The organism is Fictibacillus nanhaiensis, assembly GCF_019801215.1.
Lineage (GTDB): Bacteria > Bacillota > Bacilli > Bacillales > Fictibacillaceae > Fictibacillus > Fictibacillus nanhaiensis_C.
The window spans coordinates 11828-36332 of the sequence record NZ_JAHVJO010000005.1; the positions used below are offsets into that span (position 1 = coordinate 11828).

Sequence of the window (24505 nt, forward strand, 5' to 3'; positions counted from 1 at the left end):
TATTAATGAATTATTTTATAGCTTCTCCATAAACCGATCTTGCAATAGCCATTAATTCTTCTGGACCTAAGTTGTTGGATGCAAGGAAGTAATCAACTCCATTGTAGTTCCATGTCACTGACTGTTCTGTCATTGCCCCTACTGTAAATCCGAGGTCAACTGGCTCACCGTTTGGCATTGTTAGCCTTGAGGCGGTCTCTACAGCCGTGTTTTTCTGCTGCATGAGTGTAAATGATTTCTCCTCTTCTGCATCGGCATAGTTCATAACCACTTTAGCGTCATCTTCTTCTGAGGACACTTCTCTTTCATTAACCAGATTCAGATTCGCTGTATATGTTGGATAAAATACTTCAAACTCTTCATCTGCTCCTGAAAATGTAGGAATTTCAAATTGTGCACTCGACATGTTTTTTTCCATATCAAACGCGTTCTTATCAAACTTCGCATTAAATTTAACTTTAGAGAAATCCAGTCTCACAAGCTCTTTTTGATCCTGGTCCATGATACGAACCTGTGTAGGATCTAAATCTTTGTTTAACGTGATTTCTTGCTGATACAAATTTTTATTTTGGTAATTAGTTTTCGTATGGAACACATAGCTTTTCTCTTTTGATTTAAATCCTCGGTCAGTATCGTTCAAAATATCTGAGATAAGAGACTGGAACAAATAGACTTGACTATTGTTTTCCGGCCAGTCACTCTGAAAACGGAAGCTTTTGTTTAGAGCGGGCGTTAAAACGAAAACTCCATCATTATTTCGCAAGATCATCTGACTTTGGTCTTTTTCAGCATTCTTTAAGCTGACACGGTAAAAATCTGGCTTCTTGTGCCAAATTTCCAGATCATATGTCAGTGGCTTTTCTCCTGTGTTTAATGTCATCTTGGCTTCGGCTTTATAGCCTGTCATCTTTTCCATTCTCTCTTCTAAAGAGTCCAGAACATCACTCTGGCTTTGTTCACCACACGCCGACAGAACGAGTAAAGTCATGAACGCCGTCAAAATAATTGACAGTGTTTTTTTCATCTTTTGCCATCCCCTTTGTCCCAAAGTAATTTCGACATTGAAGGGGGTACAAACTCTGCATGAAGCAAAGGACTGCCCCTTCTACCGCATTACAATATATGAGACAACCCTGGACATTATGCAGACTAGCTTGACGAGCTTTCTAAAATAACTTGTGCTACAGCATATTCCTTCGTATGAGAAATAGATAGGTGGCATAAATAAGGATAAGGAGAAGTGATAAAGGGTTTGCCTTTACGATCTGCTTTAATTTCGATGTCCTGCCAAGACAGCTCTACTCCGATCCCTACTCCAAGGGCTTTTGCCATGGCTTCCTTTGCCGCGAACCTTCCAGCAAGGTACTCAAATTTTCTATTGCCACTTAATGAATGAAACCTCTTTTGTTCAAACGGAGTTAAGATTCGCTCTTGAAAACGTGGTTGATGGATAGCCACTTGTTTGATTCGTTTCAATTCGATGATATCGATTCCTGTTCCTACAATCATTATGAAAACTCCTTTACAGCTATATCTTTCGCCCTATTACTCTTCACATGGTAAACTTAAGGAAGACGATTTGTTATGTACAAAACTCCATATACAAAGGGTGATTACTTCATATGTTTATAAGAGATGAAAGCTTTCGAACCTTTACTCGACGCTATCCTATCGTTACATTTTTGATCGCAACTCATATTCTCGTGTTTCTTCTTATTAATTTTACTCCTTTTCGGACCTCTTTGTATCATTTGTTGGTCGGCTCCAATTATTACATTGCTGCAGGAGAATATTGGCGGCTATTTACCCCCATTATTACCCATGAAGCTGTTGGCCATTTAGTGTTTAATTCTTTTTCTTTAGTACTATTCGGTCCTGCGCTTGAGCGCATTCTTGGTAAATCCCGTTTTTTATTTGGTTATGTCGGTGCCGGTTTGATCGCCAACATCGCTACTCTCTTATTGCTGCCTTTATCGTATGCGCACATTGGGGCTTCAGGATCTATTTTCGGTCTGTTCGGCATCTATGTTTATATGCTTTATAACCACCGGCAATATATCGATAGAGCGAATACACAAATTCTTTTAGTTGTTCTAGGTATCAGTTTAGTCTCTACGTTCCTAAATGAAAGAATAAACGTGATGGGTCATCTCTTTGGTTTGATTGGGGGAGCTGCACTCGCTCCGATTATTTTAGCTTCGCTGCACCGCAGCAAAAAAAACAAATACTAATACCCATGCAAAAACACCTCCGAATATAGAGGTGTTTTTTGTATGCTTATTGTCCAAACAGAACATCCTTTAATGATGTTTCGAAATATACGGGCCAATCCACATCAAACGTATTGAGCTGTCTTGCATGTTTAGGTTTTACGCCGATAATCTGTACAGGTTTCCCGTTCATGTATTGCAGCATTCGAAAAAGTTCGCTCAATTTTTGCACGCCGGCTTCATCTATTTCTCCAGTAGCAGATAGATCAAAGAATATGTCTTCGTATTGTCCTTCATATGCTGCCTTCAACGTATTTCCGGTAACGGTTACCATCTTGGTTTCGGTTATGTCACCGAATAAAGGGACGAAAGCCATCTTTTCAGAAATCGGAATCAACGGTCCAGAGAGCTCGTCTAACCGCTTCATCGCTTCTTCTAAAGCTTCTTTCTTCTCAAAAAGCTCAAAATCTGTAGAAGCCAACCTCATTCTGAGGTCTAAAAGCTTTTCCTCAAGACCTTTCACATTCGTACCTGTAGGAATTAAGACGATATGCGCAAATCCTTCAGCATCCCAGGAGATGTGAATATCGCATAAAACGAAAGGATGATCTTTCCCCTTAACGTTCGCTTCAAACCTTTTCTCCCCTTGAAAAGGCATCATATATTTTAAGAGCTTATTGTGGCTCTCCTCATCAAAACAATCGTGAAGTCTCTCAACATCTTCATTTAAAAGATCTCTCGCTTTTTGTGACATACTTTGGACTACGCCGTCTTTATTTATTTTTAAGTAGGGTACGGGTAATGCCTCGGTCATTATCACGCATTAATCCTCTTTTCTGTATACTCATTCAGCCATTGTTCTGCTTGATTAAGATTCTTAATGATGATTGCTTGATTATTCGCATAAGGCTCCAGGTCGTATTTTTCTGTCAGCCTTCCACCTATTAAAATAGAAGGTTTGTGCGGCAATGCAGCTAATGTACGGACATAGTTTTTCAACACCGGCAAATTATAAACAATTGATACTGAGAGGCCAATCACTTGCGGTTTCAATTGCAGCGCTGACTTTAGTGCGTACTCTAACGGCAAGCTGGCGCCATAATATTTTGTTTCCCACCCTTTTTCTTGAAATAGGCTGTTAATCATCTTAATTCCCAGATAGTGTTCTTCCCCTTGTAAACAAAAAAACATCGCTTTTTTGTTTACGCTTTTTTCTCCTGATACTAGGAAAAGTCTTGAAAGCACAAAGTCACAAACCCCTGTTGCCAAATGTTCGTCAGCTACAGAGATTTCGTTATTTTCCCAAAGATCCCCAATCAGATACATAGCTGGAGTAAACAGGTCCCGAAATAAAACCATCTTATCCTGGTTCGGTTGTTGCTTGATAAAATTCATTGCCTCAGCATGATCGCCTTCTAAAAACAATCGGGCCAGTTTTTCAGCATCTGAAATCGCCATAGGTCGACCCCTCCTCTGCTTTAAGTTGTTGCTGCTTTTTGTTTCAACATATCGTTTGCTTTATTTAAATAGTCCGTATAGACTTCAATTTTCGTGTGATCTGTAATGTCTTGTTCTTCTAGTACTTTAATAATGAGTGTGAAGTTATCCACCAGATGCTCTGTTTTCATTCCGAATTTTTGTAAAATACCGTCAAGCCATAATGCATAATCGGTAAAAAAGGTGCTGTTATCTAACTCATAAGCTGTCTCTAAGTGTTTAAAGTGATGATGGTTATCTTCTATGCATTTTGCTTTACCTTTATCACCATAGCGTTCCATAAGAGAAGGGTCTTGTTCATATATTTTCTCAGTTATTCTTTCTACCATAACATGTATGTTAATTTCCGTCATTTAGCAACAACCTTATACTGTTTTACTGTAGGAATGACTGCTGCTAATTCTTGATCTGGATATTTTTTTTCTAGGTCATGGATCTTTTTAAAATCTTCACTTCTCACCCATTTCATGTAATCTTCTTTTGTTGAAAAAATAAGCTGAACCGTCAACTCTCCTGCTCGTTTATCATTTTGTAAAAGTAAAAAATCTAAAAATCCTTCTGCTTGATCGACGGATCTTGAACGGTTTTTATAAATGCTGATCACTTCTTCGGCTTTCTCAGTCGGTACATCAAATGTCGAAAAGACTGTGTACATAGAACTATCACCTCATGAATGTATTTAAAAATACTTAGTTGTTCATTTCATTAACTATTCAATAAAAAGAAAAACTTTCCTTCTTTTTAAATTCTCTGTTGATTGTTTAAGCCCCATAGTACATGAATAAAAGAAAGAAGTCACATAAAAGAAAAAAACACCGGTGATTCACCGGTGTTTTTTAGTACAAATCAAACATCGTTACATCATGTTTCGTCTGTTTTAAATATGTAAATAATTGTGCTCGATGATGAAAGGCATGTGTGACGATCTCCACAAGCCACTTTGCTTGTGTCATCCCTTTTTCTGCATAAAATGGTTTTGTTTCTTTTTGCAGGAAGTCCTCTTCAGAAAGTGAAAGAAAGTAGGATTTTAACAAATGAAACCCTTCTTCTAGAACATGGTTAAGCTCTGCAACATTCTTAGCCGCCAACTTAGTTTCTAATTTTCGGATTTCATCTTCCGGCTTTTCTTGTAAAATGGCTAAGTCAACATGCGGAATCTGTACGAGATGGTTTGCCAATTCTAAAAAAGACCGCATATGATCTTCGGGGTGGAAGTCGTAAACGGCAGGGTCCGCTTTTTTTAACAAGTTGCTTGTCGTTCGGACAACAACATAAAATTCTTCTAAAAGAGTTTCCGTAAAAGAAGCTGTTGCATTCATTTTTCTTCCTCCATTATGTATGTTATTCATATGTAAGTTAATTCTTCAACGATATGCTTTTTCCTTCGTCTACTCCCGAGGAAACCTCTTTGAGTGCCAAAAGGTCTATACCTTGTGAGCCTTCGTTTTCCTCACAGATGAGCAGCATATCGTAATAAGCCCGATTAAAGATTTCCACTAATTGAGGATCGTACATTTTTCCGGACTGATTCTCGATCTCTTTCTTCGCATCCCACGGAGTCATCGCCCTTCGATAAGCACGATTACTTGTCATCGCATCAAAGGAATCAGCAACAGCTAATATTCTAGAGTAAAAAGGAATGTCTTCTCCTTTAAGCTTGTATGGATAGCCCAGTCCATCAAATCTTTCATGGTGATGCAAAATCCCTTTTAAAACATGCTCAGAATAACCGAATGACTGAGCTAGAATCATCCCGTCTACAGGGTGTTTTTTCATGATTTCATATTCTTCTTGTGTAAGTTTTCCATCCTTCATAAGAACGGCATCTGGCGTTGAAATTTTTCCAATGTCATGAATCAGTGCCGTTAATTCTAACTCTCCTAAATCCACGTCATTAAATGCTCCATGTTTAGCTAAAATCATCGAGTAGATGGCCACTCTCTTGGAATGTCCCTGTGTGTATACGTCTTTGGCTTCAACCGCGAGTGAAAAAGCTTTTACCCCTTGTTGGATCGCTTCTTTCTCGGCGATTGTCTCGTAAACAATTTTTTGGGCTATGTAAAGGAGCAAGCAAAAGGTCAGATAGATGGAAACAAACGCAATGAATTCTGCTATTGGTTCTTTTGATAAATAAAGGTAAGCCAAAAAGCCACCTGTACTAGCCATTAAGTAAAGCTGTCTGTTATTTAATAGAAGAGCGGCAACAGGTAAAAAGAAATAAGCAGCTTGTACGATTGGATAAGGAACAAACACATATGCAACAGATACAATATAAATACTGCATAATACAAAGACAAAACTTGTCCATTGTTTATGGATCGCGTTTATTAAGAGCGCAGGTAAGAACCCCACTACAAATAACAGGATAAATAGGTACAAGTTCGGCATCGGCTGAATAAAAAAGTGATGCAAAGTCTGGATCAATGCACCAGCTACAATAAACATTTGAGCTAGCATAATGTTGCGATTCATATAAAAAATCTCCAATTGTCGAATTTTGTAATTTAATGACATTATATACTAACCGCTCTTTTAATCCTATAAATTTCTAAATAAAACACAATACAAAATAAAAAACCGCCATAGTGACGGTTTATTTGACATAGCTTCGGGCTACTTGTCTCATTTTTCTGTGCTTTTGTTTTTGGCTGCGTACTCTCAATATAACAAGAAATCCTAACATCAAGAGAAGGCCGCTATATAAGAAGATACTTCCCTTAACAGCTGTATGAAGAAAGGAAGAATCAGTCTCTTTCACTGCAGGTTTTTCTGTTTCGGCAGTGACGGTTTTTTTACTTTCTTTTTTAAACAAAGGATGAGTTAGCAGTACGTTTCCATCTGCGTTCATTACCTGTAATTCACCATCAGAAGTAACTTGTTGAATCGCCTGTTCTCCTTTAGGTAGTGTTACGGATAGATCTTTTTCTAATGGGTATGTCTTTCCGTCATCTGCTTGAATTGAGGTACCAGCGGAGAGTGTTTGTCTTTCAAAATTTGAAAAGCCATAATCTCCGATTGTCATCGTGTCCCAATATGCAGCACGGCTTGAAGGTGCTTTTAACGTGACGATAATGACATCAAGTCCATCACGTGAAACCGTTGTGACAAGGGTATGTTTAGATTCATCCACATAGCCGTTTTTCACACCGGTCGTGCCTGGATAATCCCATAATAACTGGTGATGGTTCCTTAACGTAGTATCCCAACCTTCACCAACCCAAGGTAATTCTTTAGTTGAGACAATTTCACGGAATTCTTCATTTTTCATCGCATATTGTGTAATCTTCGCCATATCCTCTGCTGTCGTGAAGTGCTCTACATGAAAAAGTCCATTTGGATTAACGAAATTCGTTTGGTCCGCTCCTACTTTAGCAGCCAATTCGTTCATTTGATCTGCGAATGAAGCAACATCACCTGCCAAATATTCCGCAATCGCAATCGCTGCGTCATTTCCCGAATTAATCATAAGGCCTTGTACTAGCTTTTTTAAAGGCACTTGTTCGCCCTCGAGTAAATAAACGCGTGTTCCATCGGCTTTAGCTGCCTCACTGCTAACAATAACCGATTCTTCTAACTTGCCTGACTCTACAGCTAAAATACCTGTAACAATTTTCGTGATACTGGCTGGATACATCTGTTCCGTGCTATTTTTTTGATACAAGATATTTCCGGTCTCTGCATCAATCATGACGGCGCTTTCGCTTTTAATTTCTGGTTGGTTATCTCCTGCAGCCTGCACATTATCTCTTTGTACGAACATCATAAGTGATAAAGCAAGAAAAAGGCTAAGTATTTTCATTTTCTTCCGCTCCCGATAGTCATTTATCTCAAACTCTTCGATTGGTGTTTTCCTTCTATTATGGTTGAAATCAAAATGAAATTTAGAAATTTTCGCCATAAAAAAACAGGCGTTTTTATCAATAGATTTCATTCGACAAAATTCGCCTGATTCCTTTTATATATCGTACGTTTCTACATATTCTTTAATCAAAATGATTTCTGTTTTTCTTTCCTCGTAATAAATCACCAGTCCAGCCTTTCATTCTTAGCCAAATATAAACCCCGAGAGTTGATAAAACAATGAGAATCATCGCGTATAAATATCCAAATTTCCAGTCTAATTCAGGCATGTTCTTAAAGTTCATGCCCCATATTGCTCCAAGCCCCATTGCAGGTGTAAAAATTACCGTAAACACTGTTAATGTTTTCATAATTTCATTTCCACGGTGTGAAGAAAGAACCTCTTCTAAATTAAGGAGTGTATCGATATCCTGTCTATAATGAGAGAGCAGTGTTACCGTACGTTCGATACGGGTTGTTATTTTTTTATACGTAAAGGTTTCTGTAACTTCATCTAAATAGGCTTCTTTAATAGCCATCATTGTTTCGTGAACAGGGAGTGTTAAATCACTCCAGTTGATAAGTTCAATTCGTCGGTCATAGATACTATTTAATAGCGTAGTATGGTTATTTCTTTGAACGTCCCGCTGCAATTTCTTTAACTTCATCTCAAGTTCATCGATACCATCTAAAAAGTGGTTAATTAATTCTCCTAAAATGTGCATAAAACCCTCAACCGGAGTTTTTTCTTCAATCACAAGCCGATCACAAGGCTCTCTATAATCTCCAGAGATACGAGATAAATCAAGACCAACCGTAATGAACGATTTTGGCCGTATATAATAATGAAACACTTCGAAATCTTCCTGGTTTTCAGGGTCTTGCTTATAAATCAATGAACCTCTAACGATGGGATCTCCATCACTATCCCTCTCAATTCGAAGATAGTTCGTTTTGTTTTCTTTTACATGTTTCAGCCAATTCTTACATCCTTTATTTGTAGAGATCAAAGAATGCAGATTCTCATCATGGCAATCATGCTGGTGCCATTTCCACCCATAAACGCTTGTATGTTCCATGTTTCATCCCATCCTTTACGAGCTTTAAATGACTGTATAATCTCTAGCGCCTTTTTGTCTTAACCATTTCAACGACATTTGCATCAATTCTGGATGGCTTTGTTTTCCTTTATCATTCAGATGAAGCCAAACGGTCCCCGTCTTTTCTGTTACCTTTACTTTTAGCAATGCGATTCCCGTTATTTCTTGTTCGTTTTCCATCATAATTACAGCCGTATCGTCACGTTCCATGTATGAAGAGAGATTGTTTTGAAACTCAGGTACGTCTTTGCTCCAATCGATCAAACGGTTCAAATCCTCTTTTTTCGCTGTAGAGAGCTGCATCGTCATTCTCCTCTCTAGATTTCCCCTGTTTTTTTATGAACAAAACTTACATAATTCTGGAAGCGGAAGAAAGAAAGTGACGTAAAACACTCCGGTCCTCTGGAAAGGAAAGTGGTAATTGGTCTAGCTCCTCCAAGGATACCCATCTTATGTCGTAGATTAAACCATCAGGGTCTTGAACTGTCGGGCTTCCGCTCACAATTTCTGCTAAAAAGTAGTGCACTTTTACATGATAGCCAAAGGAGAGTCCATCTTTTATATGAAGCTTCTCTTTTATCTTTACAACATAGCCTGTTTCTTCCCAAACTTCACGAACACAGCAATCTTCAGGAGTTTCATTAGCTTCTATTCCTCCTGAAGGAATACTCCATCGTTTTTCTTCTTCCTGCTTCCCTTGGAGCACCATCAAGAGTTTTCCTTTATGTAAACAAATGCAGCTTGAACCTTCCCAAAACATAAAAATCTCCCCCTTTACAACAGATTTCTTTTGGGCACAAAAAAAGTCCTACACATGTCTGCAGGACTTCTTGACGATTAGATGACTTTATGATGTTCCGTTGCTTTTTGAGTGTTGATGATTCTTCGGTTGCAATGATCCCAGATGTATAAAGTTTTGCTGTTTTGTTCAAACAACGAAAGTGAATCGTTCGTACATTCTACAATTTTCGAATGAGGAATCTCATGCTCTTTCTGTTCCCCAGTCTCAATATTGATGTATACTATGCGCTCGCTTTTACCTGTTGAAAGGTCCAATTCGTAAACAAGGAGATCGCCATTCACTTGATAGAGCGCGCGAGGGGAGATGGATAATTTATATTCTTTAAACACTTTGTCTTTTTCATTAAGGACCATTACTTTTTTTGGATCTCCATTTAAAACGGGAGCGCCTGACACATAAACAAGATTGTCCACACACAGAATGTCAGTCGGTGCCATGTTGCTTCCTAAGTTGACCCGCTTCTTCTTGCCGTTGCGGATAATATAAAGAACAGCCTGATCTTCTTCTACGATATAAGACGAAATGTAAAGGACTTCGTTATGCATTTCAACTTCCCATAGATAGCCGTTTACTTTCCACTCTTTTAACAATTCCGGACCATTCTTTGAAAAAATCAAGACTGAGCCTTTAGAACCATCACCTTCACAAGCAACGACGACGCAAGAGTCAAATTCATAAAAGTTAGGCTGACCTTTTATGACTTGTGATTTTAAGCAACCGTTCTTATGATCAAAGATGAATAACTTATACTCTTTTGAGTGATTTTCAACCTTTTTGGAAAACCAATAGTTTTTTTGGTTGTCCATGAATACTTCGGAATAGGCAAATTCGCTCTCCTCATTTCTTACTACACTTCCGGCTAGTTCAGGATCACGTGAGACATACAGCGAGCTTTTCTTCTCTGCAGTTCGTGATGATAATTTATACATTTTGGCCATAGTACTCTCTCCCTTCAATTTTAACGCCGGTTTTATGCTTCAAAAGGCTTTATGTAAAACCTAATTTTTCAAAATTATCTATTTCTAGCAAAAACTTTGTATTTTCTGTTATATTAATCTTATCAAAGAAACAGCTGATTCTGTATTGGGAAAAGTAGTAGTATAGATACTTGTTTATCAGGGGTCTTGCATGACAATTTTCCCAAGTTCTGAAAGGGGGATTTTATGGTCGGTCAACGAATAAGATATTATAGAAAAACAAAAGGCCTAACCCAGGAAGAGCTGGCACAGGGAATATGCTCGGTCTCGTACCTAAGCAAGATTGAGAAAGGGGATGCCAAATCAAGCGATGAAGTCATTAACCTGCTATGTGAACGACTAGGTATTTCGCCCGAGGATGTCGATGAAAATCAAATTCTAGAAATGCTGAATGAATGGTATTTATTGATGGTAGATCGTAACTTTGAGAAGGCAGAAGAATTTCTCCATAATATGGTTCAACCTAAAATGAAAAGTGTAATTGAACCTAATTTAATACTACGTTATGAACTTTTCTTATCTAGGTTCTATATGGTTCATCATGTAAATCCTGATTTAGAAGGCTCTTATAAGCAATTAAAAAGAACAGAAAGCTTTTTCGATGAAATGACACCCGACTTGAAATTTTATTATCTGAACTTTCTATCAATGTATTATAATATTAAAAGAGAGTATAAAAAGGCACTAGATCTCCTTAAAGAAGCAGAAAGCTTATATAATACTAAAACAACAGGGATTACCCAAAGTGAAGGGGCTGTTTTATTTTATCATCTTGCATTAACTTATAATTATTTATGCCGAGTTACATCAGTAAGCCAATATGCATATAAAGCCATAAATATTTTTGATAAAGAATACAATTACAGCCGTTCTGCTGATTGCCAAATACTTTTAGGACTAAGTAATAGAAGAGTAGGCCAATATGAGCAAGCCGAATTTCATTTAAAGCAAGCATTGAAATATTCAACCACATTTAAAGATGATTTTACAAATGGTGTTATTTATCACAACCTAGGTTATGTTGCGTCCAACCAGAAGATTCATAGCAAGGCCCTAGATTACTACTTTAAAAGTCTAGATGCCAAAATGAAGATTCCAAATAATGAAACAAAGAGTACCATAATGCTTATTGCTAAAGAGTATTTTCTTGCAGATGATAAAAAAAATGCTAAAATATGGTTAGATAAGTGTTTTGAAGTCTTAGATTTAAAATTAATAGACGATATGTACTATCATATTATTACACTTAAATATAGGGTAGAAAATAATTTTGAAGACTTAGTAGAGATACTATCTAAAGGAGTAATACCGTATTTTGAAAAGCTTCATATGTGGGAGTTTGTTGCGGAATATTCAGAAATGCTGGCTGATATATATTTTGATCAGTCATTATATAAAAAATCTAGTCAGTATTATCAAAGAGCCAATGCTGCTCTAAAAAACATAATATAAGAAAGGTTGGAGAAAAATGAAAAAATTAGGTTTAACACTTTCCTTTGCTCTTGCGCTTAGTGTAGTGACCATTGGTAGTGATTCTTATACAGTAGACAATGGACCAAACCCTACAAAGTCAAGTTATGCAGTTGATAACGGCCCAAATCCTACAAGAGTAAAAGCAAAATTTTATTCTGTTGATAATGGTCCTAACCCAACTATGCCTGCAAAGAATTATGCTAAAAGTGAATATAATTTAAAACGCTTAGTTGATAACGGTCCTAACCCAACATAAAAAGCTCTCACAAATCGAGAGCTTTTTTTATGCACTTATAACCACCTTCGTCCCTATTGGTACGATTTTAGACAGTTCGAGTACGTGGTTATTGTGCATCCGTATGCATCCTTTTGATACATTTTTTCCGATGGATGATGGGTTGTTTGTTCCATGTATACCGTAATGCGGTCTGGATAACCCCATCCACATCACCCCAAACGGTCCACCTGGGTCAGGTGCTTTGTTGATAATGGTATATGTTCCTGTCGGGGTCGGTGTAAGTATTTTACCTACCCCGATCGGATAGCGTTTGATTACGGTGCCATCCTTCATTAAGGCGAGTTTTTTTCTCGATGTTGATACATAGATCTCATAAGGCATCGGCATACCTCCTGCTCTAGCTTATGCAGGAAATAATCCGCATGACCCTCACTAGTTCATCTGTTCCCTCTTATACAGAAAACACTGTTCACTATGAGCTGCAGGTATTCTGCCCGTTGCTTCCAAAAAGCTTTCCGCGGTTGTGAACCCGACATGCTTGAATGTTTTTTGAAGGGTCTTTTGCATTTCTGCTTTTTCCCCTGGCAGCTGGTCTAAAAAGCTATCAAAGCTTCCGTATTCTTGAATCAATGCTGCGATCCGTTTGGCGTTTTCAATCGTTGCTTCAATCTTTTTTCGGTGTCTTACAATTCCTGCATCTGCTACTAATCTCTCAATATCCTCTTCTCCAAAGCATTTTACCTTCTCTACTTGAAAATCAGCAAAGGCTTTTCTAAAGTTTTCTCTTTTATGTAAGATGGTCCTCCAGCTCAAACCTGATTGAAACAGTTCAAGGGTTAAGCATTCAAATAATTTATCGTCTCCTTCTGCTTTTTTACCCCATTCCTCATCATGATAGTGTTGCAGCATCTCACTTTCTTCACTCCATTTGCATCGGTTCATGGATTCTCTCCTTTCCTCTAAAAAGAAAAAGTACAGCTAGGCTGCACTTTTTTAATCCGTCGCTCTCATTTCAGAAAACGGGTAGATGACTACTTCCGAACGGCCTTCAATTGTATTCGTTTCAATCAATCCCAGTCCGTTCCTGGAATCCATGCTGTTCAATCGATTGTCACCCATAACAAAAGCTTTACCCTTTGGCACTTTTATGGGACCAAAATCTTCTGTTAGAAATACACCTAGATTTTTTGCTTCTGATTTGTTTTCTTGTAAATAGGATTCTTTTATTTTTTTATTGTTCACATAGAGATCGTCACTTTTCATTTCAATGACGTCTCCTTCTACACCAATGATGCGCTTTACATATCGTTTGTCGTCGCCTTTAATGATGACGATATCACCTTTCTTTGGTTCAGAAAAAGCATAAACAATTTTGTTGACGTATAATTTCTCTTGATCGTGAAGAGTAGGTGACATGGAAGCACCTTCGACCATATAAGGGGCAAAGAAATACGCCTTCGTAATAAAAACAAAGACTAATGCAAAACCGATTGCCTTGATCCAGCTTATCCATTCATTTTTTTGTTGCGTCTTTTTTTCTTGTTCAACCATGCTTTTACTCACCTCGGCGCTACGATTTCTAATTTTATCCGGTCAGGATCTTCAAAGAACAATGCGTAATATCCCTCTCCCGCTGCAAAAGGATATTCTTCTTCATATAATAACGGAACACTTCTGTTTTTTAATTGTACACGAAGGTCGTCCACATGCGCACGTGATTTAGCCCAAAACGCCAAATGATTAAGTCCCGTACGTTTGCGATGAAAAGACGTCTGTAGGTGCTTTTCTTCCGTTTGGGTAAAAACCAGATAAGCTGAACCATTTTTGTAGCTTATTCCTTCGTTCCATTCCTGAAATGGTTCAAATCCTAATTCGTGTATCAGCCATCCATAAAAGGCTTTCGTTCGTTCTAAGTTATGAACGTTTATCTCTACATGGTGAAATCCTTGGGAAGTTTGCATTTATTTTTTTCTCCTTTTTGTTTGTGTTACATCCAACAAAAACACTCTTTCTCTTTTCATCTCTTAAAAAATAGCCTACAATGGTAAAGATTTCCGCTTTAAACAGGGAGGACTTTTCATTGAACACTAAAAGCAAACACGCAGCCATCTTCCTGGCTATTATTCTGCTTTGGATAAAAACATATATTGTTTCTAAAGTTTCTTTTACGCTGCCTGTCGATCATTTCCTGCAAGAAATTTTATTATTTTTTAATCCGCTTAGTTTTCTCGTACTCTATTTTTGTATCACTTTTTATCAATCACCGCCTAGAAGAAGGCAATTTATTTTAGGACTATCCATTCTTTATAGTTTGATATTGTATGCGAACGTTGTGTACTATCGTTTTTTTACAGATTTTCTTACAATTCCTGTTTTGTTTCAAACGAAGAACGTAGGAGACATTGGCAACAGTCTTTACGAGTTGGTTTATGTCACAGATCTCTTCTTATTTATCGATCTATTTATTTTAGCTTATTTCCTTAAAAAACCGCTCTTTAATCCTAATCAGAGTATTATACAGAAGGATCGAAGAAAAGCAGTTGCTGTTGGTATCGCTATTTTGGCTGTTCATCTAATCCTAGCTGAAGTAAATCGACCACAACTGTTAACACGGACATTCGACCGTGAAATTCTAGTTAAAAGCCTGGGTACGTTCAATTATCATTTGTATGACATATTGCTTCAATCTAAATCCTCCATGCAAAAGGCACTAGCTAGCAATCTAGAGGCTGAGGAGATACTACATAAAGTCAATAAACAGACTACAAATCACCCTGAATTATATGGGATAGCAAACGGTAAGAATTTGATCGTTGTGTCACTGGAATCCACGCAAAACTTTGTATTGAATTATAAGATTAACGGAAAAGAAGTGACACCTTTTTTAAATGAACTTGCAAAATCAAGCTATTATTTTACGAACTTCTATCATCAAACCGGGCAAGGAAAAACGTCAGACTCGGAATTTTTAGCAGATAATTCTCTTTATCCGCTTCCAAGGGGAGCCGTTTTCCAAACCCATCCATTGAATGAGTATAATGCTATGCCGGAAATTTTAAAAGCCAATGGTTACTACTCGGCTGTCTTTCACGGCAACAACAAGAGCTTTTGGAACAGAGATGTTATGTACAAAACATTAGGGTATGATCAATTTTTTAGTGAAGAGTACTTTACGATCACAGAGGAGAATTCGATCAACTATGGATTGAAAGACTTTCCATTCTTTGAGCAATCTATCCCTTATTTAAAAGATTTGCCACAGCCTTTTTTTGCCAAGATGATAACGTTAACGAACCACCACCCTTACTTAATTCAAGAGGATGAGCAATGGGTAGAACCATACCCTGTTGACGATGGGACAGTGAGCCGCTACTTTACGACAGTCCGCTACGCCGATGAAGCATTGCGGCAATTCTTTCATGATTTAAAAGCAGCAGGGCTTTACGATAATTCTGTTGTCGTGGTGTATGGCGACCATTATGGTATTTCCGAAAGACATCAGGAGGCCATGGCTGATGTTCTTGGAAAATCAGCCTTAACATCTTATAACCAAGTCGAACTGCAAAAGGTGCCTTTATTTATTCATATTCCAGGTAGACGAGGAAAAGAAATCGATAAAGTTGGCGGACAGATTGATTTAAAGCCTACTTTGCTTCACTTGTTAGGAATTGAAACAAATGAGGATGTTCACTTTGGTACAGACCTGTTTTCAAAGGACCATCATGAACTAACCATACTCAGGAACGGTTCTTTCATTACAGAAGACTTTATATACACGAGTGAAACCTGTTATGTAAAGCCCTTTGGAGCACCGGTTGATTCGCTAAAATGTAAACCTTTTATCGAACAAGCGAAAGAAGAACTCGATCTGTCTGACCGTATCATTTACGGAGATTTGCTTCGGTTCTTAAAAAAGGAATAGCCCCCATAAGAGGGCTATTTCTTTCGGTTCCGCATCCGAATCATGGAAAAGTGGAGTGATGTTTGCAGCAGCTCTTCGGATAATGGTGTAAGGGAAGGCATAATTCTGAGCTCTACCCCTTCTTGAGTCAGTGCTTGTAAGAGGGATCCAACCGGCTCCACATTTACCGGGATCTGCGTTTCATACGATACAAAATAACCTGCCCCTTCATCCATCGTTGTAAAATGCTCGGATTCAAATGAATAACGGTACAGGCGTGTGTTTTGAATAGTTTCCAGCCAGCTTCCTTCTATCGCAATAACTTTTTTGGCTGTCGTTGTATGGAAGTAGAATTGACGATCTTGTTGGGTTGTATTGGATGTTGCCCAATAAGCGATTCTTGGACAATCTCGAGGAAAGAAATACAAAGCTGAACGCTCTTTATCAATGGCCCAAACCATAGGGAGCCGTTCAGGAAAACTAGAATGTTTTCGCGGATGGAAAATCTCAATCTCCTCTTCTTCTGAAAAGTGATAGAGCAAGTTATATCCCTCCTTTTATCATCAAGACTTGTACGTATGTAAAACCTTCTTTTATAATAATCCATAACAAGACGAAGGTGGGAATATTTTGAAACCTCTTTTTGCTTTTTTTACGGATGTGCATGGAAATGTTGATGCCTTGCGTGCTGTGATTGAAGATGCTCGCTCTGCTGGGACTGAGCACTTTATCTGTGGTGGAGATATGATTGGTATTGGTCCTTTTCCAAACGAAGTACTAGAAGTCATGTTCAGCCTCCCATCCATAAAGATGGTTACAGGCAATCATGATGAAGCCGTTTTGGCTTTGAAGTTTAAGCAGCCTTACCCCGAAAGTCATGATCATGCAAAAAAACATCACCAATGGTGTTCGGACCGTATTCACTTCGACCTTGCAATACAACTTCTTAAGCTGCCAAGAGAACTTGATTTTACGGTTGAAAATAGAAAATTTTTGATTACACACTATCCTTTTAAACATGGAAAAAAGGAATCTCCCATCTCAGAGGATCCCTTTCTGCCTATCGTTCGTGAGCCTAGTCTTGAAACGATGCAACTGTTTTTTAATGATCGGTCAGCTTATGACTTTATTGGATTTGGCCATCATCATATAAGGCATGATTTTATAAATGACTCCACCTTTTTTGTTAATCCTGGTGCTCTCGGCTGCAACACAGTTGCTGAAGCACGCTATGCATTAGTTTATGGTGACGAACAAGGGATAAAAGTCGTTTTTAGAGATATCCGTTACGACCGTTCACGCCTTATAAAAGCGTATAAAGAGCAAGATGTTCCCGATGCTTCATTTCTATTAAAGGCTTTTCATTCTATTTCTTAGCGTCATAGTGTTTCTATAAATTCAATCTCCTCGCCGTCTGGACCTTCGTAAAAAACGGTTTTCCAACCGTTTTGAAGCTCATAAGGTCCTTGGGACGGGGATAGTCCTAACTTGGTTAGCTCTTTTATTTTTGATGTAACACTATGGGTAGAAAATGCGACGTGTGTGCCTTTTACTGTGTCAGGGCTAGTTATTAATTCCAGCTGGAACCCTTCTCCTTTTAAAAACAAAAGCTCTCCTCCTTCCCACTTCAGCTCTTCCTTTTCCTTTATCGGTAGAATCGTTTCATAGAATGGAACGGATTTCTCTATATTTGTTACGTAAATTCCTATGTGATGAAGCATGTATAACGCTCTCCTATAAAATCAGATTCATATCACCAAATTCATGCCACAAGTACCGCTGATCAATCGCGTCTTTATATGCTCTGTACAGCTTATCACTATCAATAAAGGCTGATAAAAGCTGGAGATGACTGGCCTCAGGTTCATGCATCCCCGTAATCAAGCCATCACAAGCTCGCAGTTTCGTATCTTCTGTAATATAAAGATTCGTCCATCCGGATGCGGGTTGAACATCGCCATTCTCGAGAGCTGCTGTTTCAAGTGCTCGAACAACAGTTGTCCCTACAGCAATTACGCGTCCACCTGTTTTCTTTGTTTCCCGAATCATATCTGCGGTCTTAGTTGGCACTTCATAGTTTTCAAAATTTTTGTCAGGTCCTTTATGCCACTTATCATCAAGCAAATAACTTAACCCTGTATGAAGTGTGATATAAGCAATACGGACTCCTTTTCTTTGTAATTGAAAAAGAAGTTCCCAGCTGAAAGCACGGCCCGCTGATGGCATTTCAACGGACCCTGGAATGGTTGCAAAAACAGTCTGATAGTAATCTAGGTTCCAAGGCTCTTTGATGTACTCATACCTCACTGGCTCTCCTAAATGATAAATTTGGTTATAAAGAGATGAACAACAAAGGTTAAATGCTAATTCAACAATTGGGGATTCCGTTGATGCGTGAACAACCGCAGCGGTAAGAGTGGGTGAAAAACGAATTACATCTCCCTTAAGTAAATGACCTGCTACAGGAAGTGCTTCCCAAGTGGATTCATTTTTTCTGTGTGCAAGCCTTATCTCTACTTCGGTGCCGTCAGCTTCTCTTCTACTCTTCAACACGGCCGGCACAGTACGACTAGCGTTCAATACAAGCAAATCGCCTTTTTTTAAATAACGATGTAGGTGGTAAAACTGCGTGTGCTCTGTATGACCTGTCGTTTTATGAAGGACCATCATCTTTACGTAATCTCTCCGAATGCCCCTGCGCTCTGGTGGTTCTTTCGCGTTCAAATTCTCTGGAAGTTCAAACTTCATGGCGGGTTTCATCAGTATCCACTCCCCTCAAGTTGAAACTCGTGTGCTTGAAATCGCTTCCCAGTAACGTCTTTTGAAGCGTCAGAAGCTAAGTATCCAAATACGGCTGTAATCTCCTCAGGCTTTGCGATCTCATAATCACGGTCTGGTACAGCTAAAGCATGCATATCTGTATCCATCTCGCCAGGATCTACCATGTTTACACGAACTCCCGATTCACTCACTTCATCTGCCCAAGTTTCTGTAAGCCCTTCAAGTGCGAATTTAGAGATTCCGTACGCGCCCCATCCTGCATAACCCGTTGCACCCGCTTCAGATGTGATGTTAATGATGCTGCCCTGCTGTTTTTGGAGCATGACCGGCAACACTCTTCTTGTAACGAGGAATGGCCCTATCGTGTTCACACGCAAAACTTCCTCAAAATCCTGCTCTGGATAATCTAGTAGGAACGGCATTGGACTAGGCCCCAAGATCGATGCGTTATTGATTAGCACATCAATCTTGCCATAGTACTCTTCAGTCAGCGCAACGAAACGTTCAACATCTTTTGTTTTGGACATATCCGCACTCAATGCTAAAACATCTGCACCGAGCTGTTCTGCTTCTTTTTGCACCTCTTCAATAGCAGTTTCATTCCTGGCACAGATTGCTAAGTTAAATCCTTCTTTGGCAAAATAAAGCGAAAGCGCTTTCCCTAATCCTTTTGAGGCCCCAGTTATCATTACAACTTTTTTCATGTTCATTTCCTCCTCCAATTTTGGCAGTTTCTTTATCATACACTTTTTATACTTTTTTGTTTACTAAGTATTTTAATTATAGTTCTCTTTATTTTCTTCCGTCAACGCCTTTGTGTCAGAAATCTTTCGACAAACCTTTTGCACAACAAAAAACCCTTGCCTCAGCAAGGGTTCACTTCAATTTAAAAGAAGCTTCATCAATGATTTCAACATCTGACCGTTCTTTGATTTCTCTCATGAGCTGAAAAAGGGCTAAATCCTTTTTCTTCGATTCAATCATACAATCAATTTGGTCTACGCTTCCCTTTACTTCTTGTAAAAAATCAAAAAACATATTCACATCTACAAAATCAGCATGGTTCCGAAACTGTTTCTCATTTTTAGGACTCGAGATGTGCATTTTTAATGGCAAAGGCGATTCTTTCCACGATTCTACTACTCTAGGCCAGTGCTGTACCCAGTTTTCATCTTGATGAAAAGCAAGATGATGGTGGTAATCAAATACGAGCGGGATCTGTAATTTTTCACACAAATAGAGTGCATCACCCATTGTAAAAGAGGTATCATCATTTTCTAGCATGATCATTTTCTGAATGGGTACTGGCACATGTCCCCAGTTTTGAACAAACCGTTCTAATGCTACGTCTGTCTCTTTATAGTTGCCTCCAACATGCATCACGCACCTATGCATCGTGTCGATCCCCATATTTTTCAGCAGCTTATAATGCATTTGCAAGGTTTTTAAAGAGTTCTTCAGCACTTCTTTTTTAGGGGAATTGATCAACACAAAATGGTCGGGATGAAAATCAAGCCTCATGTTATGTTTCTTCGCAAACTCTCCCATCTCATATAAGGCATCGGTAAGTGGGCGAATATAATCCCAATCAAGCAGTTCCCCGTGATTAGCCAGTGGAACAAGTCTTGATGTCATCCGATAAAACGTAATATCATGAGCAATGGCATGCTTCATAACCCGCATCGTATTCGTGACATTCGCAAGCGAGATTCGTTCTAGCTTCCGCAGTCCCGCTTCCCTGTTTTGAAGTTTGCTGAATTGTGCGTATGTCATAGTCTTTGAAGGTGAAGCATTCTGCAGTTCCATGCTCATCGCCACAAACCCAAGTTTGATAATGGTCATCTGTACACCCCGTTTCACTAACAGTATGACCACATGATGAGAAGATCTAACCTTTTCCCCACAAAAAGAGAGTTATAAGGATTGCCATTTTAATGAAAGAGCTCTAACCATTTTGGATAATCAAACTGGCCATCTGAAATACGAAAGAACTGTCCTAGGATGCCTAGATGTGTTATACCGTTTTCATTGGCTATAAAAGTGGTGTACGTTGAGAAAAAATAGAAGTCAATTCTCTCTAATTTATAGTATTTTTTGAGATTTTTATCCGATTTTTCCATCTCAGTTAAGAAAACAGCTTCGTAGTCTTTCTCTGATGGATTGGTTATAACCAAAATAGCGGTAATTACAAGCAGTAGACCGATCATAAACCATTTTTTCTTCATTCGGTTACCCTCTCTCTACTTAAATGGACCATCAGAGTGACTTTAATTTAACCGTATATCTTTTGAATCCACAAAATTTTATAGCTAAATCCGAAATTATTGCCCCTCAATCCAGAAATATTGTCCTTCAATCCAGAAATATTGTACTTCAATCCAGAAATTTTTTGGATTTATCAACGAGTCTACATATTTCGACTTTTTTCGCCACTAACTTCATAGTTAATCATTTCATATATATTATAAAAGAACACCCTAGTACATATCACACTAGGGTGTTTCTCCATCTCAACGAATTAAGCTGCTTCTGTTGTCTGCTTTTTATTTTTACGTTTAAACAAGTTTCCAATGTTCGCTAGCATTTCATAGATAACGGGTACAACGACCAATGTTAACAAGGTTGAAACTGATAAACCGCCAATTACAACGATTGCTAAGCTTTTTGACACAAGACTCCCGCTTTCTCCGCCAAACATTAACGGAATCATCGCACAGATCGTCGCAACGGCTGTCATTAGTATTGGACGAAGACGAGTAGATCCCGCTTCAAGAATGGAATCTCGGACATCCATACCTTTTTCACGCTGTTGCTGAACACGGTCAATAAATACGATCGCGTTCGTTACAACAATACCAATTAGCATTAGTGCCCCAATGAGTGACGAGATATCCACAGGAATACGCGAGATAACAAGCGCAAGGATTGCACCCACTGCAGCAAGGGGCAAGGAGAATAGAATAGCAAATGGCGCGCGTGCCTGACCAAATGTGACAACCATGATCAAGTAAACAATAAGTATCGCTGCACCCATTGTCATAAACAGATCCATGAATTGTTCGTTCATCTCTTCACCAGCGCCACCAAGCGCTACCGAAACGCCTGCTGGTTTTTCGATTCCTTTGAGAATGTTACTTACATCCATATTTACTTTTTTCACGTTTTTATCGGTTATGATTCCAGTGACTTGCAAATATTCCTTGCCATCTTTTCGGAACACTTGTGCTTTTGCTGGCTGCAAGTTTAGAGCTGCTATATCCTTTAAAGCAACAGGTCCTTTTACAGGGGAAAAAATGATTGTATTCAATAAGTCGTCACGATCTTTAACATCACTTAAGTCGTAGCTCATCATCACTGGCAGTCTTACACCATCTAGTGAAATCTGGCCGACTGGACTTTTTCCGGTTAATCCTCTAACTTGCTGAGCAATATCAGCTGGAGTTAATCCCGCTTCTTGTGCTTTCGTTTGGTCAACATTCAGTACCCATTCATTCTTTAGATCTTCGTTGTTAGATTGGACATTCTCCAATCCTTTAACCTCTTTTAATTCTGAAGTTAGCTTTTCAGCCATCGGGCCAAGATCAGCTAGTTTTTGAGCTGTAATGTTCAACGTAATAACATCTGAACTTCCACCCATCATGCTTGCCATTCCTGCTGAAATGGTTGCTGGGGCATACTCTTTTTCAAATGCTTTTATGTCTTCGATAAACTTTTGTGTGTCAGCGCCTTTTTCCATTTTTGCTACAAGGATCGCCACATTGTTTCCTTGTGCAGCTCCCCACTGTGCCATTTCACTAGATACCCCTACTTGCGAGTAACTAGATGCAACACCATTATAGTTAATTATGTTTTCTTCTAATTTGTAAGTCCCCGTCTTTACATCTTCGAAAGAGGTGTCTTCTGGATATTCAATTTTTACATTTACGATGCTCTCATCTGCTGAAGCCATAGACCCTGCTGGCATCACCACATATAGTGCGATAGAGCCCGCAAATAAGACGATACACAGTCCGCTGACGATCCATTTATGGTTCAACGACCAATTCAAGATGTTTAAATAGCGTCTAGGTGGCTTCTGTGTTGTTTCTTTCATGTTCTTTAGCATTCTGTAACTCATTAACGGTACAACCGTAAGTGCAACGAGTAACGACGCTAGAAGGGAGTAGACCATTGTTAAAGCAAACGGCAAGAAAAAGACGCCAAGTGCTCCTTCAACAAGACCAACTGGTAAAAATACAGCGATTGTTGTAATGGTTGATGAGGTAATCGCTTTAGCTACTTCACCAACTGAATCCACAATTAATTCTTTAGATCGTTCTCCCGTTTGTAATCGGCGGAAAATATTCTCGATTACGACGATACTATCATCCACAAGCCTACCTACAGCTACTGCCAGGCCTCCAAGCGTTAAAACGTTTAACGTAATACCTGACTGATGCAATAAGAACAACGTCAAACAAATGGAGAGCGGTATGCTGATTACCGCGATAACCGTTGATTTGAAATGACGCAGGAATAGCAAGATAACTACTGAAGCAAATAATGCTCCTAACGCTACTTCTTTTGCCATACTCATAACAGAATCATAAACAGAATCAGATGTGGCATAAAAGACCGTCAGTTTAAAGTCATTTCCATACTGCTTATTGATTTCTTTCATCTTTTTGCGCACTTCGTCTCCAATTTGAACAGCGTTTGCACTTGCTTCTTTTGTTACTGATAAATACATTGCATCTTTTCCATCTACATGTGTAACGGAATCCAGACGTTGCTCATCCTTCAGTTCAGCTATATCTTTTAATACAACTCCTGGTGCAACAATAATATTTTTCCAAGCTTCTAAGTCTTTCATTTCACCTAAGACTCGCAGCGTATTCGTTTTTTCCTCAAGAGACACGTTACCTGCCGGGAGTGAGACATCTTTCCCTTGAAGTGCCGCCATTATCTGAGGAGCTGTTACTTTTTTCTCAAGAAGTTTTTTTTGATTTAGTCTTAACGTGATCTCACGTGTCGCCTTCCCATATAAACCAATATCAGAAACCCCTTCCACGCCTTCAAGTTGTGGAATGACCGCTTCTTCAATAAGCTTATAATCTTCCGTTGTAAAAGCACTATCCTTGTTAACCGTCAAGTCCATAATGGGAATCATAGACGTATTTAACTGGATTACATACGGTTTGTTTACTCCTTCTGGTAATGGAAAGTTATTCGTTTTTCGCTCTACCTCAGCAGTTACTTCTTTCATGTCTGAATCCATATTAAAGGATAAGTCTATTTTTGAAATACCCTGACCAGAAACGGATTTTACAGATTCAACACCTTTTACGTTACGGAGCTCTTGTTCCATCGGCTCTGTAATTGTAGCAGTCATCGTTTCTGAATCCATGCCTTCTGCAAGTGTGGTTACGGTAACCATTGGATTATCAATGCTCGGTAAAAACTCCATCGGTAAGCGCTGTCCTGCGTAAACCCCTAACGCAGAAATCAACAAACACATAATCACGATGGCTGAGCGGTTTTTTAACGAAAACCAAGTTAATTTCAACATTTCCCTGCCTCCAACCCTCTTAGCCTCATTAATACAAAAGGCGTATTTTTTATAGAACACACGGTGTATTTTAGTATGTTTAATTGGTAAAAACAAGTAATATTTATAAAAAATACCAAATTTTATATATTTAAACGT

At 38.7% G+C, this 24505-nt stretch carries 29 protein-coding genes; 5 read left to right on the forward strand and 24 right to left on the reverse strand.

All coding sequences use genetic code 11. From position 1 onward, the window contains the following. Positions 1-10 precede the first annotated feature (10 nt). Both KUV80_RS16630 and acpS read right to left on the reverse strand, forming a co-directional pair. Positions 11-1024 carry a LolA family protein gene (locus KUV80_RS16630; RefSeq protein WP_222463862.1) on the reverse strand — a complete coding sequence of 338 codons (1014 nt, stop codon included), beginning with the start codon at positions 1022-1024 and terminating at the stop codon, positions 11-13. A 125-nt stretch (positions 1025-1149) separates the two neighbouring features. Next, positions 1150-1509 (reverse strand): holo-ACP synthase, encoded by a 360-nt coding sequence (gene acpS, locus KUV80_RS16635; protein ID WP_222463863.1) that lies wholly within the window; start codon positions 1507-1509, stop codon positions 1150-1152. A 113-nt stretch (positions 1510-1622) separates the two neighbouring features. On the opposite strand from acpS, the gene KUV80_RS16640 reads away from it, so the two are divergent. Continuing rightward, complete coding sequence (locus tag KUV80_RS16640; RefSeq protein ID WP_222463864.1) at positions 1623-2231, forward strand: rhomboid family intramembrane serine protease; 609 nt, start codon at positions 1623-1625, stop codon at positions 2229-2231. 46 nt (positions 2232-2277) lie between these two features. Here KUV80_RS16640 and KUV80_RS16645 read toward each other — a convergent pair whose 3' ends face one another. The 11 genes from KUV80_RS16645 to KUV80_RS16695 form a co-directional block, all read right to left on the reverse strand. After that, positions 2278-3030, reverse strand: a complete 753-nt coding sequence (locus KUV80_RS16645; RefSeq protein ID WP_222463865.1) for a Stressosome protein rsbRB — start codon at positions 3028-3030, stop codon at positions 2278-2280. Next, a complete protein-coding gene (locus KUV80_RS16650; protein ID WP_246625276.1) occupies positions 3027-3668 on the reverse strand; it encodes a cobalamin B12-binding domain-containing protein in 642 nt (213 codons plus the stop codon). The genes KUV80_RS16645 and KUV80_RS16650 overlap by 4 nt, the downstream gene beginning before the upstream one ends. A 20-nt stretch (positions 3669-3688) precedes the next feature. Then, positions 3689-4060: a hypothetical protein gene (locus KUV80_RS16655; protein ID WP_222463866.1), complete on the reverse strand. Its 372-nt coding sequence runs from the start codon at positions 4058-4060 to the stop codon at positions 3689-3691. Beyond that, positions 4057-4362 (reverse strand): antibiotic biosynthesis monooxygenase family protein, encoded by a 306-nt coding sequence (locus tag KUV80_RS16660; RefSeq protein WP_222463867.1) that lies wholly within the window; start codon positions 4360-4362, stop codon positions 4057-4059. Before KUV80_RS16660 ends, KUV80_RS16655 begins: the two co-directional genes overlap by 4 nt. 181 nt (positions 4363-4543) lie before the next feature. Beyond that, positions 4544-5026 (reverse strand): DinB family protein, encoded by a 483-nt coding sequence (locus KUV80_RS16665; RefSeq protein WP_222463868.1) that lies wholly within the window; start codon positions 5024-5026, stop codon positions 4544-4546. 37 nt (positions 5027-5063) lie between these two features. Further along, complete coding sequence (locus tag KUV80_RS16670; protein WP_222463869.1) at positions 5064-6179, reverse strand: HD-GYP domain-containing protein; 1116 nt, start codon at positions 6177-6179, stop codon at positions 5064-5066. Positions 6180-6300: 121 nt separating this feature from the next. Further along, positions 6301-7506, reverse strand: coding sequence for a D-alanyl-D-alanine carboxypeptidase family protein (locus KUV80_RS16675; protein ID WP_222463870.1), 1206 nt, complete (start codon positions 7504-7506; stop codon positions 6301-6303). A gap of 184 nt (positions 7507-7690) precedes the next feature. Continuing rightward, positions 7691-8626 (reverse strand): magnesium transporter CorA family protein, encoded by a 936-nt coding sequence (locus KUV80_RS16680; RefSeq protein WP_222463871.1) that lies wholly within the window; start codon positions 8624-8626, stop codon positions 7691-7693. Between the two features lie 24 nt (positions 8627-8650). Further along, positions 8651-8950 carry a hypothetical protein gene (locus KUV80_RS16685; RefSeq protein WP_222463872.1) on the reverse strand — a complete coding sequence of 100 codons (300 nt, stop codon included), beginning with the start codon at positions 8948-8950 and terminating at the stop codon, positions 8651-8653. Between the two features lie 46 nt (positions 8951-8996). Beyond that, positions 8997-9407 (reverse strand): NUDIX hydrolase, encoded by a 411-nt coding sequence (locus tag KUV80_RS16690; RefSeq protein WP_222463873.1) that lies wholly within the window; start codon positions 9405-9407, stop codon positions 8997-8999. A 77-nt stretch (positions 9408-9484) separates the two neighbouring features. Then, a complete protein-coding gene (locus KUV80_RS16695; protein ID WP_222463874.1) occupies positions 9485-10387 on the reverse strand; it encodes a hypothetical protein in 903 nt (300 codons plus the stop codon). A 225-nt stretch (positions 10388-10612) separates the two neighbouring features. On the opposite strand from KUV80_RS16695, the gene KUV80_RS16700 reads away from it, so the two are divergent. Next, complete coding sequence (locus tag KUV80_RS16700; RefSeq protein WP_222463875.1) at positions 10613-11878, forward strand: helix-turn-helix domain-containing protein; 1266 nt, start codon at positions 10613-10615, stop codon at positions 11876-11878. Between the two features lie 16 nt (positions 11879-11894). Further along, a complete protein-coding gene (locus KUV80_RS16705; RefSeq protein WP_222463876.1) occupies positions 11895-12155 on the forward strand; it encodes a hypothetical protein in 261 nt (86 codons plus the stop codon). 27 nt (positions 12156-12182) lie between these two features. On the opposite strand, the gene KUV80_RS16710 is transcribed toward KUV80_RS16705, so the two are convergent. Genes KUV80_RS16710 through KUV80_RS16725 form a run of 4 tightly spaced genes read right to left on the reverse strand, consistent with a single transcriptional unit; the run spans position 12183 to position 14098 of the window. Continuing rightward, on the reverse strand, positions 12183-12518 hold the full coding sequence (locus tag KUV80_RS16710) for a L,D-transpeptidase (protein ID WP_222463877.1): 336 nt from the start codon (positions 12516-12518) through the stop codon (positions 12183-12185). Between the two features lie 51 nt (positions 12519-12569). Further along, positions 12570-13079 carry a DNA-3-methyladenine glycosylase I gene (locus KUV80_RS16715; protein WP_222463878.1) on the reverse strand — a complete coding sequence of 170 codons (510 nt, stop codon included), beginning with the start codon at positions 13077-13079 and terminating at the stop codon, positions 12570-12572. Positions 13080-13130: 51 nt separating this feature from the next. After that, entirely contained in the window at positions 13131-13688 is a 558-nt protein-coding gene (gene lepB / locus KUV80_RS16720; RefSeq protein ID WP_222463879.1) for a signal peptidase I, read from the reverse strand. 8 nt (positions 13689-13696) lie between these two features. Further along, the gene (locus tag KUV80_RS16725; protein WP_222463880.1) at positions 13697-14098 is read right to left on the reverse strand and encodes a VOC family protein; all 402 of its coding nucleotides are present in this window, start codon (positions 14096-14098) and stop codon (positions 13697-13699) included. 119 nt (positions 14099-14217) lie between these two features. On the opposite strand from KUV80_RS16725, the gene KUV80_RS16730 reads away from it, so the two are divergent. Beyond that, complete coding sequence (locus KUV80_RS16730) at positions 14218-16059, forward strand: LTA synthase family protein (protein WP_246625277.1); 1842 nt, start codon at positions 14218-14220, stop codon at positions 16057-16059. 14 nt (positions 16060-16073) lie between these two features. Here KUV80_RS16730 and KUV80_RS16735 read toward each other — a convergent pair whose 3' ends face one another. Beyond that, positions 16074-16580 carry a DUF6886 family protein gene (locus KUV80_RS16735; protein ID WP_222463882.1) on the reverse strand — a complete coding sequence of 169 codons (507 nt, stop codon included), beginning with the start codon at positions 16578-16580 and terminating at the stop codon, positions 16074-16076. Between the two features lie 88 nt (positions 16581-16668). Here KUV80_RS16735 and KUV80_RS16740 point away from each other — a divergent pair, with 88 nt between their 5' ends. Beyond that, positions 16669-17415: a metallophosphoesterase family protein gene (locus tag KUV80_RS16740; RefSeq protein WP_222463883.1), complete on the forward strand. Its 747-nt coding sequence runs from the start codon at positions 16669-16671 to the stop codon at positions 17413-17415. A 2-nt stretch (positions 17416-17417) separates the two neighbouring features. Here KUV80_RS16740 and KUV80_RS16745 read toward each other — a convergent pair whose 3' ends face one another. The 6 genes from KUV80_RS16745 to KUV80_RS16770 form a co-directional block, all read right to left on the reverse strand. After that, complete coding sequence (locus KUV80_RS16745; RefSeq protein WP_222463884.1) at positions 17418-17759, reverse strand: VOC family protein; 342 nt, start codon at positions 17757-17759, stop codon at positions 17418-17420. A 13-nt stretch (positions 17760-17772) separates the two neighbouring features. Then, complete coding sequence (locus KUV80_RS16750) at positions 17773-18798, reverse strand: S-adenosylmethionine:tRNA ribosyltransferase-isomerase (RefSeq protein ID WP_222463885.1); 1026 nt, start codon at positions 18796-18798, stop codon at positions 17773-17775. Continuing rightward, positions 18798-19523, reverse strand: a complete 726-nt coding sequence (locus tag KUV80_RS16755) for an SDR family oxidoreductase (protein ID WP_338083518.1) — start codon at positions 19521-19523, stop codon at positions 18798-18800. The genes KUV80_RS16750 and KUV80_RS16755 overlap by 1 nt, the downstream gene beginning before the upstream one ends. Positions 19524-19695: 172 nt before the next feature. After that, positions 19696-20661, reverse strand: coding sequence for a UV DNA damage repair endonuclease UvsE (uvsE, locus tag KUV80_RS16760; protein ID WP_222463887.1), 966 nt, complete (start codon positions 20659-20661; stop codon positions 19696-19698). Between the two features lie 89 nt (positions 20662-20750). Next, positions 20751-21044: a DUF4359 domain-containing protein gene (locus KUV80_RS16765; RefSeq protein WP_222463888.1), complete on the reverse strand. Its 294-nt coding sequence runs from the start codon at positions 21042-21044 to the stop codon at positions 20751-20753. 293 nt (positions 21045-21337) lie between these two features. Next, positions 21338-24367, reverse strand: coding sequence for an efflux RND transporter permease subunit (locus KUV80_RS16770; protein ID WP_222463889.1), 3030 nt, complete (start codon positions 24365-24367; stop codon positions 21338-21340). Positions 24368-24505 lie beyond the last annotated feature (138 nt).

Excerpts from the sequence above, each read along its gene's own strand:
- KUV80_RS16630 (WP_222463862.1), bottom strand. The coding sequence starts at position 1,024 with ATGAAAAAAACACTGTCAATTATTTTGACGGCGTTCATGACTTTACTC.
- acpS (WP_222463863.1), bottom strand. The coding sequence starts at position 1,509 with ATGATTGTAGGAACAGGAATCGATATCATCGAATTGAAACGAATCAAA.
- KUV80_RS16640 (WP_222463864.1), top strand. The coding sequence starts at position 1,623 with ATGTTTATAAGAGATGAAAGCTTTCGAACCTTTACTCGACGCTATCCT.
- KUV80_RS16650 (WP_246625276.1), bottom strand. The coding sequence starts at position 3,668 with ATGGCGATTTCAGATGCTGAAAAACTGGCCCGATTGTTTTTAGAAGGC.
- KUV80_RS16655 (WP_222463866.1), bottom strand. The coding sequence starts at position 4,060 with ATGACGGAAATTAACATACATGTTATGGTAGAAAGAATAACTGAGAAA.
- KUV80_RS16660 (WP_222463867.1), bottom strand. The coding sequence starts at position 4,362 with ATGTACACAGTCTTTTCGACATTTGATGTACCGACTGAGAAAGCCGAA.
- KUV80_RS16665 (WP_222463868.1), bottom strand. The coding sequence starts at position 5,026 with ATGAATGCAACAGCTTCTTTTACGGAAACTCTTTTAGAAGAATTTTAT.
- KUV80_RS16670 (WP_222463869.1), bottom strand. The coding sequence starts at position 6,179 with ATGAATCGCAACATTATGCTAGCTCAAATGTTTATTGTAGCTGGTGCA.
- KUV80_RS16675 (WP_222463870.1), bottom strand. The coding sequence starts at position 7,506 with ATGAAAATACTTAGCCTTTTTCTTGCTTTATCACTTATGATGTTCGTA.
- KUV80_RS16680 (WP_222463871.1), bottom strand. The coding sequence starts at position 8,626 with ATGGAACATACAAGCGTTTATGGGTGGAAATGGCACCAGCATGATTGC.
- KUV80_RS16685 (WP_222463872.1), bottom strand. The coding sequence starts at position 8,950 with ATGCAGCTCTCTACAGCGAAAAAAGAGGATTTGAACCGTTTGATCGAT.
- KUV80_RS16690 (WP_222463873.1), bottom strand. The coding sequence starts at position 9,407 with ATGTTTTGGGAAGGTTCAAGCTGCATTTGTTTACATAAAGGAAAACTC.
- KUV80_RS16695 (WP_222463874.1), bottom strand. The coding sequence starts at position 10,387 with ATGGCCAAAATGTATAAATTATCATCACGAACTGCAGAGAAGAAAAGC.
- KUV80_RS16700 (WP_222463875.1), top strand. The coding sequence starts at position 10,613 with ATGGTCGGTCAACGAATAAGATATTATAGAAAAACAAAAGGCCTAACC.
- KUV80_RS16705 (WP_222463876.1), top strand. The coding sequence starts at position 11,895 with ATGAAAAAATTAGGTTTAACACTTTCCTTTGCTCTTGCGCTTAGTGTA.
- KUV80_RS16710 (WP_222463877.1), bottom strand. The coding sequence starts at position 12,518 with ATGCCTTATGAGATCTATGTATCAACATCGAGAAAAAAACTCGCCTTA.
- KUV80_RS16715 (WP_222463878.1), bottom strand. The coding sequence starts at position 13,079 with ATGAACCGATGCAAATGGAGTGAAGAAAGTGAGATGCTGCAACACTAT.
- lepB (WP_222463879.1), bottom strand. The coding sequence starts at position 13,688 with ATGGTTGAACAAGAAAAAAAGACGCAACAAAAAAATGAATGGATAAGC.
- KUV80_RS16725 (WP_222463880.1), bottom strand. The coding sequence starts at position 14,098 with ATGCAAACTTCCCAAGGATTTCACCATGTAGAGATAAACGTTCATAAC.
- KUV80_RS16745 (WP_222463884.1), bottom strand. The coding sequence starts at position 17,759 with ATGCTTCATCACATAGGAATTTACGTAACAAATATAGAGAAATCCGTT.
- KUV80_RS16750 (WP_222463885.1), bottom strand. The coding sequence starts at position 18,798 with ATGAAACCCGCCATGAAGTTTGAACTTCCAGAGAATTTGAACGCGAAA.
- KUV80_RS16755 (WP_338083518.1), bottom strand. The coding sequence starts at position 19,523 with ATGAAAAAAGTTGTAATGATAACTGGGGCCTCAAAAGGATTAGGGAAA.
- uvsE (WP_222463887.1), bottom strand. The coding sequence starts at position 20,661 with ATGACCATTATCAAACTTGGGTTTGTGGCGATGAGCATGGAACTGCAG.
- KUV80_RS16765 (WP_222463888.1), bottom strand. The coding sequence starts at position 21,044 with ATGAAGAAAAAATGGTTTATGATCGGTCTACTGCTTGTAATTACCGCT.
- KUV80_RS16770 (WP_222463889.1), bottom strand. The coding sequence starts at position 24,367 with ATGTTGAAATTAACTTGGTTTTCGTTAAAAAACCGCTCAGCCATCGTG.